13 protein-coding genes and 2 tRNA genes are annotated in these 16,872 nt (G+C 58.3%); 12 read left to right on the top strand and 3 right to left on the bottom strand.

Translation table 11 applies throughout. The features are described 5' to 3' along the window. Positions 1-983: 983 nt before the first annotated feature. The 5 genes from PYK22_RS18170 to PYK22_RS07850 all read left to right on the top strand — a co-directional run bounded on the left by PYK22_RS18170 (position 984) and on the right by PYK22_RS07850 (position 6,385). Positions 984-1,469 carry a prepilin-type N-terminal cleavage/methylation domain-containing protein gene (locus PYK22_RS18170; RefSeq protein WP_041975924.1) on the top strand — a complete coding sequence of 162 codons (486 nt, stop codon included), beginning with the start codon at positions 984-986 and terminating at the stop codon, positions 1,467-1,469. Positions 1,470-1,562: 93 nt separating this feature from the next. After that, on the top strand, positions 1,563-3,494 hold the full coding sequence (locus PYK22_RS07865; protein WP_041975922.1) for a tetratricopeptide repeat protein: 1,932 nt from the start codon (positions 1,563-1,565) through the stop codon (positions 3,492-3,494). 43 nt (positions 3,495-3,537) lie between these two features. After that, on the top strand, positions 3,538-4,359 hold the full coding sequence (locus tag PYK22_RS07860) for an ABC transporter permease (RefSeq protein WP_041975920.1): 822 nt from the start codon (positions 3,538-3,540) through the stop codon (positions 4,357-4,359). A gap of 48 nt (positions 4,360-4,407) precedes the next feature. Next, the gene (locus tag PYK22_RS07855) at positions 4,408-5,304 is read left to right on the top strand and encodes a tetratricopeptide repeat protein (RefSeq protein WP_162199818.1); all 897 of its coding nucleotides are present in this window, start codon (positions 4,408-4,410) and stop codon (positions 5,302-5,304) included. A gap of 130 nt (positions 5,305-5,434) precedes the next feature. After that, a complete protein-coding gene (locus PYK22_RS07850; protein WP_041975918.1) occupies positions 5,435-6,385 on the top strand; it encodes an ABC transporter ATP-binding protein in 951 nt (316 codons plus the stop codon). Positions 6,386-6,459: 74 nt separating this feature from the next. Here the strand turns inward: PYK22_RS07850 and PYK22_RS07845 are convergent, their stop codons facing one another. Further along, positions 6,460-7,614, bottom strand: a complete 1,155-nt coding sequence (locus PYK22_RS07845; protein ID WP_041975916.1) for a VWA domain-containing protein — start codon at positions 7,612-7,614, stop codon at positions 6,460-6,462. Between the two features lie 289 nt (positions 7,615-7,903). Between PYK22_RS07845 and PYK22_RS07840 the strand changes: the two genes are divergently transcribed. From PYK22_RS07840 to PYK22_RS07815, 6 genes are all read left to right on the top strand, one after another. After that, positions 7,904-7,979 (top strand) — tRNA-Val (locus tag PYK22_RS07840). A gap of 23 nt (positions 7,980-8,002) precedes the next feature. Then, positions 8,003-8,079: transfer RNA gene (locus PYK22_RS07835), tRNA-Asp, on the top strand. Between the two features lie 58 nt (positions 8,080-8,137). After that, on the top strand, positions 8,138-9,349 hold the full coding sequence (locus PYK22_RS07830; RefSeq protein ID WP_041975914.1) for a molybdopterin molybdotransferase MoeA: 1,212 nt from the start codon (positions 8,138-8,140) through the stop codon (positions 9,347-9,349). Positions 9,350-9,512: 163 nt separating this feature from the next. Further along, positions 9,513-11,057 (top strand): cytochrome c biogenesis protein ResB, encoded by a 1,545-nt coding sequence (locus PYK22_RS07825; RefSeq protein WP_041975913.1) that lies wholly within the window; start codon positions 9,513-9,515, stop codon positions 11,055-11,057. 49 nt (positions 11,058-11,106) lie between these two features. After that, the gene (gene ccsA, locus PYK22_RS16555) at positions 11,107-12,714 is read left to right on the top strand and encodes a cytochrome c biogenesis protein CcsA (RefSeq protein WP_060635458.1); all 1,608 of its coding nucleotides are present in this window, start codon (positions 11,107-11,109) and stop codon (positions 12,712-12,714) included. A 59-nt stretch (positions 12,715-12,773) separates the two neighbouring features. Beyond that, a complete protein-coding gene (locus PYK22_RS07815; protein ID WP_041975911.1) occupies positions 12,774-13,478 on the top strand; it encodes a tetratricopeptide repeat protein in 705 nt (234 codons plus the stop codon). A 78-nt stretch (positions 13,479-13,556) separates the two neighbouring features. Here the strand turns inward: PYK22_RS07815 and PYK22_RS07810 are convergent, their stop codons facing one another. Then, on the bottom strand, positions 13,557-14,351 hold the full coding sequence (locus tag PYK22_RS07810) for a hypothetical protein (protein WP_157770748.1): 795 nt from the start codon (positions 14,349-14,351) through the stop codon (positions 13,557-13,559). 205 nt (positions 14,352-14,556) lie between these two features. Here PYK22_RS07810 and PYK22_RS07805 point away from each other — a divergent pair, with 205 nt between their 5' ends. Beyond that, the gene (locus PYK22_RS07805; protein WP_041975908.1) at positions 14,557-15,594 is read left to right on the top strand and encodes an ATP-grasp domain-containing protein; all 1,038 of its coding nucleotides are present in this window, start codon (positions 14,557-14,559) and stop codon (positions 15,592-15,594) included. 38 nt (positions 15,595-15,632) lie between these two features. Here the strand turns inward: PYK22_RS07805 and PYK22_RS16550 are convergent, their stop codons facing one another. Further along, positions 15,633-16,820 (bottom strand): metal-dependent hydrolase, encoded by a 1,188-nt coding sequence (locus PYK22_RS16550; RefSeq protein ID WP_060635457.1) that lies wholly within the window; start codon positions 16,818-16,820, stop codon positions 15,633-15,635. Between the last annotated feature and the right edge of the window lie 52 nt (positions 16,821-16,872).

Below are 16,872 nucleotides of genomic sequence, written 5' to 3'. Positions count from 1 at the left end.
CTCTTTGTGGGTGGCCCAGAAAGCCACCCTTTTTGTTACTCATAACGCGACGAAAACGACCTCTCGATCCGATAGAAGAGACCCTCTCTCACCCTCAGCTTCTCACAACACGACGAAAACGAGACGTAGATCTCTTGCTTCACAAACGGCCTTGCCCGAAGGAGCGCGACCCGCAAAAGCATCGGGGCGAAGGATCAGACTCGCGGTTCAAGGGCGGAAATGATCGTCGGTAATCTTTCAAAATGATAGCTCGGGGCCCCTTTTACGGATCGGATGATCGCTTTCGCGGAAATGATCGTCGGGAATTTTTCAAAATGATAGATTGCCGATCTTGCCGCAACCCTAGCTCTCATAAAGAGTTCAGCATGAACACGGCAGCGACGCGCGGGCGACTTTGGCGAGAGGGATCTGCGGAGCGACACGCCTTCAGCATGAACACGGCAGCGACGCGCGGGTTGGATGGTGGGTGCGCAGTTCAGCTCTCATAAAGAGCTCAGAATGAACTAGATCGCGAGCGCAACTCCTGAGGCGGTCTTTCCGCTTAGCTCTCGTTATTCAGAGTGAACTGAATCTCAGAGTATCCCTAAAGCTTGGCTCTCATAAAGAGTTCAGAATGACCTCACATCGGCTACGTCCGCCTCACGATCGAGCTTGGCTCTCATAAAGAGCTCAGAATGCCCCCTCCCAGAGTAACAAAAAACGTCACCTCCTCGCTGACGAAAAGTGTAATCCAAGGCCCTTCGCGCCAACTTGAGCGGTCTTTCGGGCCGCATCCGAGGATCGCGTGAAGAATAGCAAGAGTAGCGACTTAAACCGCTTCGAGCGCGCATGGTGCGATCTCATATCGATGACGATCCCGTCTGGCATGAGTCTTGTTTAAATGCTAGTGACAACAGAAATCGCGCACCGAGGCGCGTGGCCTGAGACGACGCCGATGGCGCGAGAGATTCCCAAACCCCAAGATCTAAGGAGCTTCTCGAAAGATGCAACACCGAAACGGACAACAAGGTTTCTCGCTGATCGAACTTCTCATCGTCGTCGCGATCATCGGCATCATCGCCGCCATCGCCATCCCCAACCTTCTCGCTTCCCGCCGCGCCGCTAACGAAGCGTCGGCGATCTCAACCCTTCGCACCATCGTCAGCGCCGAAGCAACCTATCAATCAACAGCCGGTGCCGGCCAATACGCGACTCTACCCGGTCTGGCCGCTGCAGGCTTGGTCGATTCCGTTCTCGGCCAAAACAACGCCGCCAAGAGCGGTTATGTCTTCAACGTTTCCGCGACCGCCTCGACAGCCTCCTCACCCGCTCAATTCGACGCGACCGCAGTTCCGCAGAATCCTACTGGGTTGACGGCCACCGGAACACGCAGCTTCTACACCAACGAGCAGGGCGTGATCTACTTCTTGTCCGGCGGCACGGCGCCGACGCGCACAACATCTGGCAGCGACGGTACGCCGATCCAGTAATGCGAGATACAACCATAAGGTTCATTGGGGCGGGCCTCTCTTCGACAGTCCGCCCCTTTTCATTACCAGCTTTCGATTTAAGGAGGTGGAAGCATGGCCGACAACTCAATAGAACTTACAGAGTTATCTCCGCACGCCTCATCCAAGGCCCCGCGCGACCCTTTCGCCTCCTTCAAAACCGAAAGGTGGCTGCTTTTCTTCATTCTCGCGGCGACGTGTTTGGTTTATGCGAACTCTTTATCAGGAGAGTTCGTTTATGACGACATACAACAGATTGTTCAAAATCCACAAATAAGATCATGGAAGAATCTACTTACCGCCTTCTCTACTTCTGTATGGGATTTCAGAAACGAGATTACGCCGGGCTATCAATTCATCCCCTACTACCGTCCCCTATTCACCATATATTTGACCCTCGGATATCACATCTTCGGCCTTTGGCCGCAAGGTTGGCACTTGGCAAGTCTATTTTTACATCTTGCGACTACGGCGCTTGTCTTCTTCCTCTTCCGTCGCCTCACCAAAGATCTGTTCGTCGCAGCTTCGACGGCGCTCCTTTTCGGTCTTCACCCTACACACGTCGAATCGGTCTCGTGGATCTCCGGCGTTACTGACCCGCTTCTTGCCGTCTTCTACGTCTCGTCGGCGCTCGCCTATCTCAGGTACTTAGATGAGAAGAGATTTGTCTGGTATTTTCTGTCATTGGCGCTCTATTCGCTGGCCATTTTGGCTAAAGAGCCAGCCGTTACCATTCCGGCTATTCTCATAGCCTTGGAATACCACAAATGCGAGAAAACTGAGGATGGTAAGAGGCTCTTCCTCCTGGCTGCACTAAAGAGAATTCTGCCTTATTTCGTTCTCGGCGGCGCGTACTTGATCGCGAGATACGAAGTCTTGGGGCTTATTGACTGGGTCAACATAGAGATGGCAAGAGTTCCAAGATGGCAGATCTACGGAACCTTACCGGCGGTCATCTTCACTTACTTGAAGAATATGGTCTTTCCTTTCTACCTCAGTCCGGCCTATCCCGTGCGTCTCATCTCCGGTTTCCGATCCGCTGACTTCACGCTCCCACTGCTGATAATTGGCATCTGTTTTATTCTCACATGGCTAACGCACAGGAAGCTTGGTCGTGATTCGATCGTCGCCTTCGTTTTCTTCGGTATACCGCTTCTTCCGGCCCTTAATCTAAAAATCTTTCATCCAGCATATCTGGCTCAAGATAGATACTTGTATCTTCCTTCCATCGGCTTCTGCTTTCTCTTAGCGCTGATCATTAGGTCGCTACAGAAAGCGAGGGTTCCTCAGTACTCTTGCGCTCTGCTGGTGATCGCCATTGCTCTTTCTTGGGGCGCTAGCGTGATGGCACAGAACCTAATCTGGCGAGACGGAGAATCTTTGTGGCATCGGGCCGAAATAATGGTCCCCTATAACTGGAACTTCCCTTACAATGTGGCCATCGCGCAAATAGATCGCCGGGACTTTGAAGGCGCCCGCCAAAACCTCGAACGCGCCGCAAAGATGGCAGGATTGAGTCGAGAGGCTGCGCCCATCTACAACAACCTGTCTTTGGTCTTCTTCAATCTCGGCGATACCGAAAAGGCTATCAAGCTGGCCCAAGTCACTATTGAACTCGATCCCACGCTTCTAGAGGCGTACAACAATCTCGGCGTCTATTACGCTTCACGTAAAGAGTACGCTGAGGCGAAGAAACTATTCGAATTTGTCCTGAAGAGAAACCCACGTTCCACGATGGCGCGAAGCAATCTTGCCGACGCGCAGGCAGTCATGGGCGATCACGATGAAGCCATCAGGAACTACCGCATAGTTCTCAACCAAATTCCACAAGATTACGATAGCCGCTTCAAACTTGCCATCAGTTTGCTCGCACTTGGAAGGCGACAGGAAGCGATAAGTGAGCTATCAACACTCGCATCCAGCGAAAGCATCGGTCCAGATGAACGTCGCTGGCTCGAACGGCACATCGCCGCCCTCAAAGCCGAAGAACAAAAGTCGAAATTGTGAGAATTGTGAGAGGCTTTATCTGAAGGGCTGTAGTTGAAAAGGGATGAGCGCAGAAGCCGCCAAAATCACCATCGAAAAAAGACCTATGACCGAAGAGGTTACGCTCGCCCCTTCGATGCGGGTCGTCTTGACGATTGCGCGTAACACGTTTCGCGAGTCGGTGCGCGATCGCGTCTTCTTGAACCTACTCGTCTTCGCTTGCGTCGTGATCGGCGTGAGCTTTCTCGTCAGCGACCTATCTGCCGGGCAAGAAGCGCGCGTCATCACGGATTTCGGATCGGCGGCGATGCTTGTGATCGGATCGGCGCTCGCCATCTTCGTCGGAGTTCAACTGGTCCGACGAGAGATCGAACGGCGCACAGCCTATCCGACCCTCGCTCGCCCGATCAACCGCAGCCATCTTCTCGTGGGCAAACATCTAGGCTTAATCGCATTGCTTCTGGTAAACACCGTCGCCCAGACCTCGGTCATCGCCGTGGTCCTCTTGGCGAAGCGTGACTTGACGGGCGCGCGTCTGCTCTCTCTGTCGAGCGATGCGGGACTCATCTTTTTGGAGTTGACGATCATCGTCGCGCTAGCGCAGATGTTTTCGACCTTTGCGGGCACCACGTTCTCGGCGCTCGTCACTTTATCGCTCGTCATCATTGGCCACTTCAGCGCGGATCTACTCGCGCTCTCGTCTTCGGCTTCTAGAATGCGCGCGGTCTATCTCGCGCTCTACTACGCGCTCCCGAATTTCAGTCGCTTCCAGTGCGACCAGATGACGGCGCACGATCTGTGGACGGCGCTCCTTTATGCGCTCGCCTACCAAAGCGCTATTCTCGCGCTTTCGGTCATGATCTTCGCGCGACGAGACCTCAAATAGCGGGCGAGGAGAGAGAGCGTGCGCGATCCGGCTTCAAACGAACGTCCGATGGATTCAAGCTTTTCGGCGAAGAAGGTGAAAGGATTCCTCGCGCCTGCGCTCTTCGCGCTCTCCGCTCTTGCCGTCCTCGCGCTGCAAAGCGACGGGCGCGTGAAGCGTAACTGTCCCGAAAAAGAGGAAGAAGTGGTGATTCGAGTTGAGCGGGCGGCGCGCGCCACACCGCCCCCCTTGCGCCCGTTGATGGCGGATCTTTACTGGCTGCGCGCGCTGCAATACGTCGGACGGCGCATCGTCGCACGCGGCGGAGCGCTCAACCTTGATGATCTCGCCTCGCTCGATCTGCGCGCCCTCGGCCCTCTCCTTAACGCCGCCATCGAGTTCGATCCACACTTTTTGGCCGTGTACGAATATGGCGCGGTCGTTTTAGAAGGGATCGCGCCCGATCAGGCGATTGAGCTGGTCGAAAAAGGCATCAGAGAGAACCCGCAAGCGTGGCGCTTGTACCATCATCTCGGATACATTCTTTGGCGACAGGGCCGCTTCCGTGAAGCGAGTGACGTCTACTTGCGCGGCGCACGTTTGCCGGGCGCACCGAGGTGGATGGAAGCGATGGCCGCGCACATCGCCGCCGAAGGCGGAAGCTACATGGTCGCCGAAGAGATCTACGCCCGGTTAGCCGAAACTTCAGAAGATGAAGGGATACGCGCCCTGGCCAAACGCCGCCGGGAAGCGCTTCGCGTGGAAAGGGAGCTCCTGATGTTACGTGTGGCGCTGGATGCCGCGCGCACGCGGCTCGGCAGATGTCCCGCGAACTGGAGCGAAGCGCGCGAAGAGCTCAAAAGCCTTTCGGGTTTCGCCGTCGCGCCGGGCGGCGAGCTGTTCGATCCTGCGGGCATCTCTTACCGGATAGATCGGCAAACATGTCAGGTCGAACGCGCGCCGTGAAACTGTAAGACGCGCCAAGCGATCACCATGGCGCAACGTGTTGACGCTCCGAATCTGATGAACGTGAAGTTGTAAGATGCGCCAAGCGATCACTATGGCGAGCGACGCCGCATGATTTTGTGAAGTGAAGATGGGAGAAAAGGTCATCGAAATCGAAGGGCTGACGAAAGATTACGAAGTCGGCTTCTTGTCAAAACGATCGCTTCGCGCGCTCGATCAGCTCTCTTTCACCGTCGAGCGCGGCGAGATCTTCGGCTTTCTCGGCGCAAACGGCGCGGGCAAAACGACGACGCTCAAAATTCTCATGGGCTTGATCCGTCCGACCGCCGGCGCGGCGCACATCTTTGGCATTCCCGTCACCTCAAGATGGGCGCGCGCGCGCGTCGGCTACCTGCCCGAGCAACCCAACTTTTACGACTATTTGACGGCGCGCGAACTGGTCGCATACTTCGCTGAGCTTACGGGCTTCCGTCGAGCGGAAGCGCGGCGTCGAGCGGCGGATGCCCTACGACTGGTCCGGCTCGACGAAAAGAATTGGGATCGCCTTTTGCGCCATTTTTCTAAAGGCATGTTGCAACGGGTCGGACTCGCTCAAGCTCTGGTGAGCGCGCCCGACCTGCTCATTCTCGATGAACCCATGTCGGGGCTCGACCCTGTAGGCCGCCGCGAGGTGCGCGACCTCATCGCTGAGCTAGCGCGCTCTTCGGGCGTGACTATCCTCTTCAGCACGCACATCCTCGCCGATGCCGAAAGATTGTGCGATCGCGTTTGCGTCATCGAGCGCGGGCGGCCCAAATTCATCGGGCGACTGGACGAGATCGAACAGAGGCGCGCGTCGCCGTTGGAGATCATCTTAGTCGCGCGTGAAGCCAAAGAGGTGGGCGCGCATCTCGCGCACGAGCTAGGCGACAAAGCGGAGATGCGCGCAAGCGCGAGCGGACAAGTCGTGGTCCGCATCCGCGAAGAGAGTGAAGTGGATCACGTACTGAAGCTAGCGCGCGAGAAAGGCGCAAAGCTCGTCGCCGTGCAGCGCGTAGGCCTTCTGCTCGAAGAGTTATTCGACGCAACGACCGACCGCTGACGCGCTCAGCTTCGACGACCAAATCCTCGCGTACCCCTCGCCGCGATCTCGCAGTCAGAGGATCTCCGCTTTGCTCATCCTTTCGGCGCGTAATAGCCTTCGCGCGCGCTCACCTGCGCCCCCGAGACGCCTTTCACCTCGACGCGGATGGTGCGGAAACGGCCATCGCGCGCCTTGTTCGTCGGGTAATACCCCAAGCTGTATTGTTTTCCTATTTCGTTGGCGACTTGGGCGAAAGCCCGCTGCGCATCGCGCAATTCGGCGACCGGGAAAGTTTGCCCACCGGTTACGCGCGCAAGCTCCTGCATTTCGCGGCGCGCCAATTCATAAAGCGTGCGACTGATCTGCATCCGCTGGAAGGGCCCGAGCCGACAAAAATCCGCATAGGCGTCTTCGTCGGCGCGCGGGACGAAGAGTTGACGATAACGCTGAAGCTGCGTGCGCGACAGCTGCAACGTGCCATCGTCGGCGCAATCGCGCAAGAGGCGGTCTTCGACGAACTCTTCGGTGTTGATCTCGATGAAGTAGCAGATGATCCCTTTTTGCAATAGCGCCGCGCGGGCGCGCGCGAAATCGGCTTCGCTCGTCGAATCCACCCCATCGGTCAAAGCGACGAGCGCGCGACGCCCGCGCACCTCTTCGCGCGGCGGATCGGCGAAGACCTTCTGCGCGACGTTGAGCAGAGAATCATAGAAAGGTGTGCCGTTGCTCGTGCTCAAATCCTCAATGGCCTCCTGCAAACGCGCGCGATCGTTCGTCAAAGCCGTCTTGATCTCGACCTTGGCCAAAGCTGAAGGATCGTCCGGATCGGTTTTGAAGGCCAGCACGGCGACTCGATCGAATGGGCGCAAAGCGGCGATGAAAGATCGCGCGGCGCGGCGGATCAACTCCAGATCAGCGCGCGTTGAACCCGATGTGTCGAGCAACAATGCGACTTCGAAAGGCGCATCGGTGGTCGCGAAGTTGGCGATGCGTTGCGGCTGGCCATCCTCGTAGATTTGGAAATTCTCCGGGCGCAAAGAGGCGATCGGACGCCCCGCGCGATCGCGAACGACAACCGGGACCGTAACCAGATCCGTCTCGATGCGGACCACATCATCCTCGCCGACCTCCTCGGCGGAAGTCGTTGGTGGTTTTCGGGCCTCGCCCGCGCGACGCGGGCGCGTCTGTTGCAGCACCCCACTCTGCCCCGAAACGCCGCTGAGCGGAGCGATGAAGAGACTTAGCATCAAAGCGAATATGGGCAGGCGCCGATGCCTCGGCGATGTAGTGGAAGCCATCGTCCGCCACGCGATCAAGGCGAATACAGGCAGGGGCCGATCCTCTCCCTTTGCTCTCATTCTCTCGCGCATAGAAGGCCCGTCTGACCCAAAGAAGTTTAACGCCAAAAGACTTTCTTCCGGAAGATCAGATTCGGCACCCGCGCTTGACAGTTCGCCATCAATTCCTTAGGATGCAGATTTGCCTTGTGCGCATTGCGGAGATAAACTCAGGTTCGGGGTGCGCCAGAGCAACGAAAGGCACGTATCGTCAATGGTAGACGGCCGCCCTTACAAGGCGGAGGTTGTGGGTTCGAATCCCACCGTGCCTACCATCAGAGATCACGGGTTTCGTCGCGGAGCCGTAGTTCAGTTGGTTAGAACGCCGGCCTGTCACGTCGGAGGTCGCGGGTTCGAGTCCCGTCGGCTCCGCCAGTTTTTTAAGCGGCTGCTCCAAGCAGCCGCTTTCGCTTTGCACCATGGCGTTTAGACAATGATCTCGATAGATGAGGCTCTACAAACGATCCTGCGCGAAGCGCGCCCTCTGACGCCTGAGCGCGTGCCGATCGAAGAAGCGGTAGGACGCACGCTGGCCGAAGACATCATCGCCGATATGGACCTTCCGCCATTCGATCGAGCGCAGATGGATGGCTATGCCGTGCGCGCTGAGGATGCCGTTCCGTCCGCTCGGCTGCGCGTCGTCGGCGAAGCCGCCGCCGGTCGCAGCTGGCCTCATAGCTTGGGAAACGGCCAAGCGGTGCGCATCATGACCGGCGCGCCTGTCCCGGCTGGAGCTGAGGTCGTCGTGCCCATTGAGCAGACGCGCGAGGTGGATGAAGAGACGATCGAACTTCTGACAGCGCTTCAAAGCGGGAGCAACATCGTTCCGCGCGGGAGTGAGACGCGAGAGGGCGTTCGGCTTTTCGAAGCCGGTGAGACGATCAACGCGAACATGATCGCTACGCTCGCCGCTTTCGGCTACACGAGCGTGGATGTCATCTTGCGACCACGCCTTACGATCATCGCCACTGGCGATGAACTGGTCCCGGCAGACAGAAAGCCCGCGCGCGATCAGATACGCGATTCGAACAGTCACGCCATCGCAGCCTGCGCGCGCATCGCCCGAGCGCGAATCGAAAGGACATTTCTCGTCGGCGACGAGATGGAAACGCTCGAACGAAGGCTCAGCGAAGAGAGCGAGCAGGTAGAGATCATCGTGCTCTCCGGAGGCGTATCGGTCGGGCGTTACGATCTGACCAAAGCCGCCCTGCGCTCTTTGGGCGCGCAGATCTTCTTCGAACGGGTGCGCTTAAGACCGGGCAAGCCGACCGTCTTCGCCAAACTCAATCGCGCGCTCGTTTTCGGATTGCCCGGCAACCCCGTCTCCGCGATCGTCACGTTCAACCTCTTCGTCCGCGCTTGCGCGCGCGCGATGCAGAGAGCGAAGGATCCGCTCCTCAGGGAAGAGCGCGCCGTGCTCGCGGCTAAGGTGCGCGGCACGCGCGGTCGCGTTAGTCTCCTACCGGCTCGACTCGCAACGAACGAAGATGGGCGGCTCATCGCGCATCCGTTGCAGTGGGGCGGCTCATCAGACTTCGTTTCGTTCGCGCGCGCCGAAGCGCTCATCTTCGTCCCAGAGGATGCGGAACTGGAGGGCGGCACATGCGCGCGCGTACTCCTCTTGCCGACCGCCCTCCCCTGCTGAGGTCAACTCGTGACTTAGATCATCGTCCGGACCGAGCGAACCGCGCCACGCTCTCTAAACGGAGCATGACAAACCGCCGACTCTCGGTTATGATTATCCCTTAAATTTGGGCGGCGACGCTCGCTTCGCAAGTCTTGCTAAGGAGAATCCTGTCGAGCGTTTCATGTCAACTGTTACGGAGACGACGGAGCAGGCTACTCGTGTGGCGACCGGGCAATCGATCCCCGCGCGCCTTCTTTCGCGCGCGCTGAAGCTGCTCAGCTCCGTCCGCTTTGGCATCGCGCTGCTCGTCCTGCTCGTCATCGCCTGCATGATAGGGATGCTCATCATGCAGCAGAACGTTGACGGGTTCGCCGAGTACTACGCCAAGCTGACCCCCGCGCAACGCCTCGTGTACGGCGCGCTCGGTTTCTTCGACATCTATCACACATGGTACTTCAACGCCCTGTTGCTTCTCCTTTCGCTCAACATCGTGCTCGCCTCGATCGAGCGCTTCCCCGGGGCGTGGTCCTACATCAAACATCCGAAGCGCACGGTCGCCCCCGTCTACCTTCGTTCGCTGCGTCCCAACATCGCCTTTACGGCGACGGGCGCGAGCGGGCGCGATGTAGCAGCGCGGATCGCCGAAGCGTGTCGCCAAGTCGGATTGAAACCGACCATCACCGAAAAAGGGGGGCGGTTCTTCGTCTTCGCCGAGCGCGGGGCGTGGAACCGGTTGGGCGCGTATGCCGTTCATGCCGCCCTTCTGACCATCTTCTTCGGCGGTTTCATGACGGCGCAGCTCGGCAAGACTGGCTTGATGGAACTCGTGCCCGGGAGGTCATCCGCAGTCATGTCTGAGCCGCGCTTTGAACTGGACCAGGTTAAGCGTTTCCAGATCAAATTGCCCTTCACCGTCGAATGCGTTGACATTCAGCAAAAACTGATTCACAAAGACGGACCGATCCTGCCGAACAACACGATCGATTGGTTGACGCGCATACGCATCCATGACGAAACCGGCACGCACGACGCGCTGGTCCACCTGAACAACCCTTACGATTATCGCGGCTATCGTTTCTTCCAAGCGAGCTTCGTCCCGATCGGGAGCGCGCGGCAGGTGACGCTCCGAATCGAATCGGCTGACGGCAGCTCAACTCATCAAGTCACGATCCCGCGCAACGGGTCGGTCACGCTGCCCGATGGCACGCGCCTCGACTATGTTCAGTTCTTCCCCGATTTCCGACTGGTAAACGGCAGACCCGATACGGCCTCCGGCGATTACAACAACCCGGTCGCCCAGCTGAAGGTGACGACGCCGCTCGGCCAAGAATTCCCCGCTTTCGCCTTCGCGCGCCCCCTTCCGCCGACGATCCCCGCGGCTGGTCCGGTCGGCGGCTATCGCTTCCGCCTGATCGACTTTGAAAAAGCGCCGCTCGCGCACGTCCTTTCGATCCAATACGATCCCGGCGCGCGCGTCGTCTATCTCGGCTTCGCGCTCCTGATTTTGACGCTGGCGCTTGTTTTCCTCTTTTCACATCAACGCTTCTGGGCGATGGTTGAAACGGGAGATTCGCAGAGTTATCATGTAACGCTGGCAGGCCACGCCAATCGCAATCAACCTGGGCTCGAGGATCGTTTCAAACGCTTGGTGGAGGCGCTGGGACAAGATCCACGCGCGATCGCTTTCGCCCCTTCGCGAAAGAAAGGGCGAAGCTCAACCGAATGAACCCCTTTAACCTCTCCGCAGCGAGGAGAGCCATCGCGAGGCAAAGACCATGAGCGAAGTGATCAAACAGAGCGCAATCCCCGCAAACGTGACAGCGGAGCGAGTTCCGGAATCTTCGTGGCGATCGTATCTACTGGCGATCTTCCCGATCGCCGGTGCCATTTTGGTCGCGCTCGCCCGACTCGAACTGGGCAAGGCGCACTTCCCGACCGATGGCGCGCTCATCCTGCTCGCGCTCGCTTGCTACGTGACGGCGGCAGCTTTTCTGTTAACGGACATCTATGCGCCGTCGCGCTTTCTGCAGAGGGCCGGATTATGGATCGCCAGTCTCGGCGCGTTCTTCAACCTTTCGAGTTGGGGCGTGCGTTGGATCGCCGCCCGCGAACGCGAGATGGAGATCATCCTGCGAAATGGCGGCGAAATGCCTTGGGTGTGGCGCTACATCCCGTTCGCCAATCTCTACGACTTGAGCATCGCCTTCGCCTTCGGGGCGGCGCTGACGGCGCTGCTGCTCGCCCATCGCTCGTCAGGAAGGATCATCGCCGCGCTCAGCCTGCCGCTCACTTCGCTCATCCTGACGCTGGCCATCTTCATCGGCAACGATTTCATCAATCTGCCGCCAGTGCTCGATTCTTACTGGCGTCCGATCCATGTCGGTTTCGCTTCCCTGAGCTACGGGGTCGCGCTCGTCTGTTTTGCGATCGCCGTGCTATATTTGCTCAAAGACGGCGTGAAGACTGAAGCGATGGCGATCTGGACCAGCATCTTCGCGCTCGCCGTCTTCGGTTCGATCAGCCGCTTCGGCGTCTTCTTCACGGGCAAATATACCGCCTCGACGATCTTCACGACCGCCGAAGGCACGCACATCTCGCTCCCGTTGCGCGCCGATATCGCCTACGTCGGTCCGCTTCTGATCGTTTCGGCGCTGCTGCTGCTTGGCGTGATCGCGACATTCGGCAAATACTTGGCGAGCGATGACGCGCGCGCGCGCCTGTGGGGCCACCGTTTGCTGAAGCTTTCGTTCGTCACCCAAGCCGTCGCCGTCGTCGCGCTGATGGTCCAGCTCAAGACGACCGGTGACGTGCTCGCGCGCATCGACGCGAGTCAATATGCGCAATTCGGCGAGTGGGTGCTCAAACAATCGGGCGCGACCGTGGAACAAACAGCCGCGATGAGCCAAGCTCAATTGCAACAGGTGGCGGCGCAGTGGATCGCGATGAACGGACAAGCGCTGCAACTCAACCTGAAGAGCAACCCGGTCGAATTGGCGGCGTTGATCACCGCGTTGGCAGGGACTTTCTTCGTCATACTCTTCAGCTTCCGCACCGAGCGGCTGCGCGCCGCGCTGCCTTCGCTCGAACGGCTCGACAGTTTGATGTACAAGACGGCTGGGATGACTTTCGCGCTCCTGGCCGTCCTGCTCGTTACGGGCGCCATCTGGGCCAACGAATCGTGGGGACGTTACTGGGGATGGGATCCGAAAGAGACGGGCGCATTCGTCGCTTGGTTGACTTATGCCGCTTATCTGCACTCGCGCATTGCGCGCGGCTGGACCGGGCGTAGATCCGCCTACTTCGCCATCATCGGATTCCTGTTGATCGTCTTCACATACTTAGGCGTAAGCTACTTGCTGCCCGGATTGCACTCCTACGCTTGAGGCGAGAAGCTGTTTCGCGATCACTCGCACTGAGCGAAGGATCGTCCAAATCATCGGCCATGAACAAAGAGAACATCCTGTTTTCGATCATCGGTCTATTGCTCGGTTTCATCGTCGGTTTCTTCTTCGCCAACACGATAAACCAACGATACGCCCAAGCGCCTGCTTCTGCGTCGTCCAGCAGCGCGAGCCTACCGGTCGATCAACATGCCACCGACTCCAATCTCGGCGGCATGCCGAACCCGATGGGCGATGTGATGGCCGCGATCCAAAAAGCGCGCAACGAGCCGGATAATTTCGAAGCGCAGATGGAAGCGGCGGAACTCTACGCGCAGATCAGGCGCTATGACCAAGCGATCGAATTCCTCGAACGCGCGCGGAAGATCCGGCCCGATGATTACAAGGCGTTGGTCCGCCTCGGCGATTTCAATTTCGACGCCGGGCGGTACGAGATCGCGGAGAGGTGGTATAGCGAAGCGCTCAAGAAGAACCCCGATGATGTGAACGTGCGCACGGATCTAGGGCTCACGTTCTTCTTCCGCACCCCGCCGGACATCGATCGGGCGATCGCCGAATTCCGTCGCTCGCTCGAACGCGATCCGAACCATGAACCGACGCTGCAAAATCTCGCTATCGCCCTTTTACGCAAAGGCGAGACGGCAGAGGCGCAAAAGACGATCGAAAGATTAGAGCAGGTGAACCCGCAGAATCAGGCTCTGCCCAGTTTGAAGGAGCGGGTGCGCGCCTCTCAAGAGGGGAAGTGAGGCGTTATATGGCCATCGGTTGTTGTCACGCCGGACCAGTTGCGCACGTCGTCAAGAGTGAAAGTGAGGCTTCGAACGCTAGGGCGTGGAGGCTGCGGTCTCCGGCGTCTGGAAAAGCTCGTCTTCGATCCTCACCCCGTAGGTGACCGTTAGCAACTGCTTCTCCTCTTTGCGCTCGCCATCGACGTAGAGCACCGTGCGGAACGGGACGAGCGTGCTCTGCGCGACGCGATAGTCGTGAAACGCCTTCTTGTATTTGACCGCGGGGCTGCCCGGCCCGACGCCCGGCCGTTCGTATTCGAGCCAGAGGACACGCCCCGATTTCGTGCTGATGTAGTAGCGCGTCCGATTCTTCTCCTTATCTGTCAGATCCAGTATCCACATCTCGATGTTCTTCTGCTTGTCCTTGCCGACATAAGTGAGCGTCGAACCGTTCTCCTTATAACGCAGAAGCGCATCGAGATCGTGATGCATCTCCATGAGGAAATCATCCACCGCCTCTTGGCGCGGAGTGAAGAACGTATCGCCGATTCGTCCCCAAACATGTCCGCCCGTGTAGACCAGCGCATACTCCATGTTTGGCATCTTCTGATCGAGCCGCACCTTGTCTTTGTCGGAGCTTTCACCGCGAATGAAACGTCGTTCATAGGTTATCTCTTCGTTACGTCCGTCCTCGCGCACGCGCAGGATGCGACCGCGTTCCACCCCCGTGCGTCTGACCTGCGCCAACCCTTGGCGCGTCCCGTAGACGAAGATCACCGTCTCGGCGATCTGTTCGGCAGTTGGCTCCTTATCGATCTTCGCGGCCAAAGAGGCGGACGCGCCCGTTGCGATCGCCAAGATGATCGCCACAAGGTCTTTCATTCGAATCACCGATCTTCTCCTCAGAGATTCCCACATTCATTGAGCGTGATGATAGAGATTGTAACACGAAGCTGAAGAGAAAAGCGCCCCTGCAAGCCCGCATCAGGATATCCTTCCGAAGCGCGAGATTGACAAAGGCGCGAACGGCATTTAAATTGTCGCCTTTATCGCTGATGATGAGCGGTAAATTTTCAAGATAGGCTTTTGAAAGAAGATGAAAAGAGTTGGTCTCCTAGTCGGACGCGAACGGACATTCCCCGAAGCGTTGATCGCCCGCATCAATGAGCGCGGTCGGGGGGAAGTGGTCGCCGAGATGATCAAAGTCGGCGGCGTGCGCGCGGCGGATGAGCCGCGCCGTTATGATCTGATCATCGACCGCATCTCACACGAAGTGCCGTTCTACCGTGCGTTCATGAAACGCGCCGCGCTCGCAGGCACGATCGTCATCAACAATCCCTTCTGGTGGTCCGCCGACGACAAGTTCTTCAACTATTCGCTGGCGACTCAATTGGGCGTCGCTGTGCCGCGCACTGTACTCCTGCCGCAAAAGTCCTACATTGAAGACATCACGAGCGAATCGTTGCGCAATCTCGAATATCCGTTGGATTGGCAGGGCATCGTCGATTACGTCGGACTTCCGGCGATCCTTAAACCTTTCGATGGCGGCGGATGGAAACATGTCTCGCGGGTCAACTCGCTGGAAGAGCTCATCTCCATCTACGATCAGACCGGAACGCTCTGCATGGTGCTTCAAGAATTCATCCAATTCGAAAAGTTCGTCCGCTGCTACTGCATTGGACAGGAAGAGGTGATGATCATGCCCTATGATCCGACCAAGCCTTACCTGTCTGGCGAGCAATACAGGCACGACCCCGATTATCTCTCGCCGCAGCTGGCCGAACGTGTCGCCAACGACGCGCGCACGCTCTGCCGAGCCTTAGGCTATGACATCAACACCGTAGAGTTCGCCATTCGCGACGAAGTGCCTTACGCCATCGACTTCATGAATCCGGCGCCGGATGCCGATCTCCATTCCGTCGGTGAGTTCTATCACAACTGGGTAACCGAAGCGGTCACTGCGCTCGTCTTCCGCAAACTGGAAGAGCCCGCTCAGGTGCGCTACCGCTGGGATGCGTTCCTCAGCCCCGCCGAAGACTCGGGCGCTGGCGCGAAGAAGGCCAAACGAACTACACGCTCGACGGCGAAAGAGCCGAAGAAGCGTTCGACTTCGCGGCGCAAGAGAGCAGAGTGAGCGACGCGAGTCGGATGTTCGATGACCCGATCTGGCGATCATCTTCGGCAAAGCGAAGTCGTCGCCGACGAGGCTTTGTCCGATTGGTCAGAGGAAGATCCAAGCTGACAAGGCAAAGTCACTGCCAGCGAGAAACCGCGGCGCGCTTCCGGCCTCGGCTCGGCATATCGCAAATCGGCCAATCTTACTTCCACGCCATTCGGGCAATCGAAGACGACGCGGGCGATAGGGAAACGCGCGAAACCGAGCAACGCGGCGACGCAGCGATCCGCAATTGCGGCGCGCGCTAGGACCTCTGCAGCCAAGCCGCGCGGTTTTTCATAGCGAACCGCGCCATCGCCTTTCATCCCATCAATCAGAGCGAGATCGAACCGGTACGATGCGCGGTCGGTCTCGAAGACGACCTGCCAGCGCATGGGATTGGCGAGCGTCGGCATCGCGGCAAGCCGCGCGACGCTCTCGCCTTGAGCTTGCGCCAGCTCATCCGCTATCGAACGCGCCCTATGGTATGCGACGGCATGAAAGGCAGATAATCCCAGCCAATAAATGACGATGCCGAAGAGCGCGCCGCGCGCCAGCCGACTGCCCCAGCGCTCGCCTATCCCGAGGCTTCGCGCCCAGATCAGAGCGAGCAGCCCGACGACCCAGATGACCCGCGTGGCCGTCGGCAGATCGAATCGGCTACGCGAAGGGACGAGGAAGATCAACAAGGTCAAGCTCGCTCCGAGCAAAGCCCAACCGACTTTTTGCCAAATGGCGCGTGAGGTCGAAAGAAAAAGCGCGCCGCCGACAAGCAGCCATAGATAAGGATCGGCGATGAAGACGAGATCGCCATAGTACCACCTGCCGCTGAAGGGGAGAAAAGGTCGCACGCCGTAGTTATTGGTCCAATCGAGCAACGGATGCGTAGCTCCCGCCAACAACGAAGCGAACAACAATCCGCCGAAGGAAGCCTGCGGCGTCCGATGGCGTAGGCTTGCGACGGCGCGATCGGCAAGCCAAAAAGCGGCGGAGATCAGAGATGAGAGCGTCAGCGTTCCGATGATCGAATGTGTGATCCCACGGTGATGTTGTAGATAGGCGCACCAACCGCCGAACGAGGTGACGACATCTAGATCAGGAGCGTTGGCCGCGATCAAACAGACCGTCGTCGCGTAAGGAGAGAGCTTTTCCGCTCCAGCTTTGGCGACGCCAAGACCGACGAGCGTATGGGTTAAATTCTCCATCCGTTCTCTCTCGACCTCACGGTTTCAAAGCCCGTTTCGCACAGAAGCGATG

Origin of the sequence: Pyrinomonas methylaliphatogenes, assembly GCF_000820845.2 — a bacterium.
In the GTDB taxonomy this organism is placed as follows: Bacteria; Acidobacteriota; Blastocatellia; order Pyrinomonadales; family Pyrinomonadaceae; genus Pyrinomonas; species Pyrinomonas methylaliphatogenes.
This window is presented reverse-complemented; position numbering and strand designations above follow the sequence as displayed.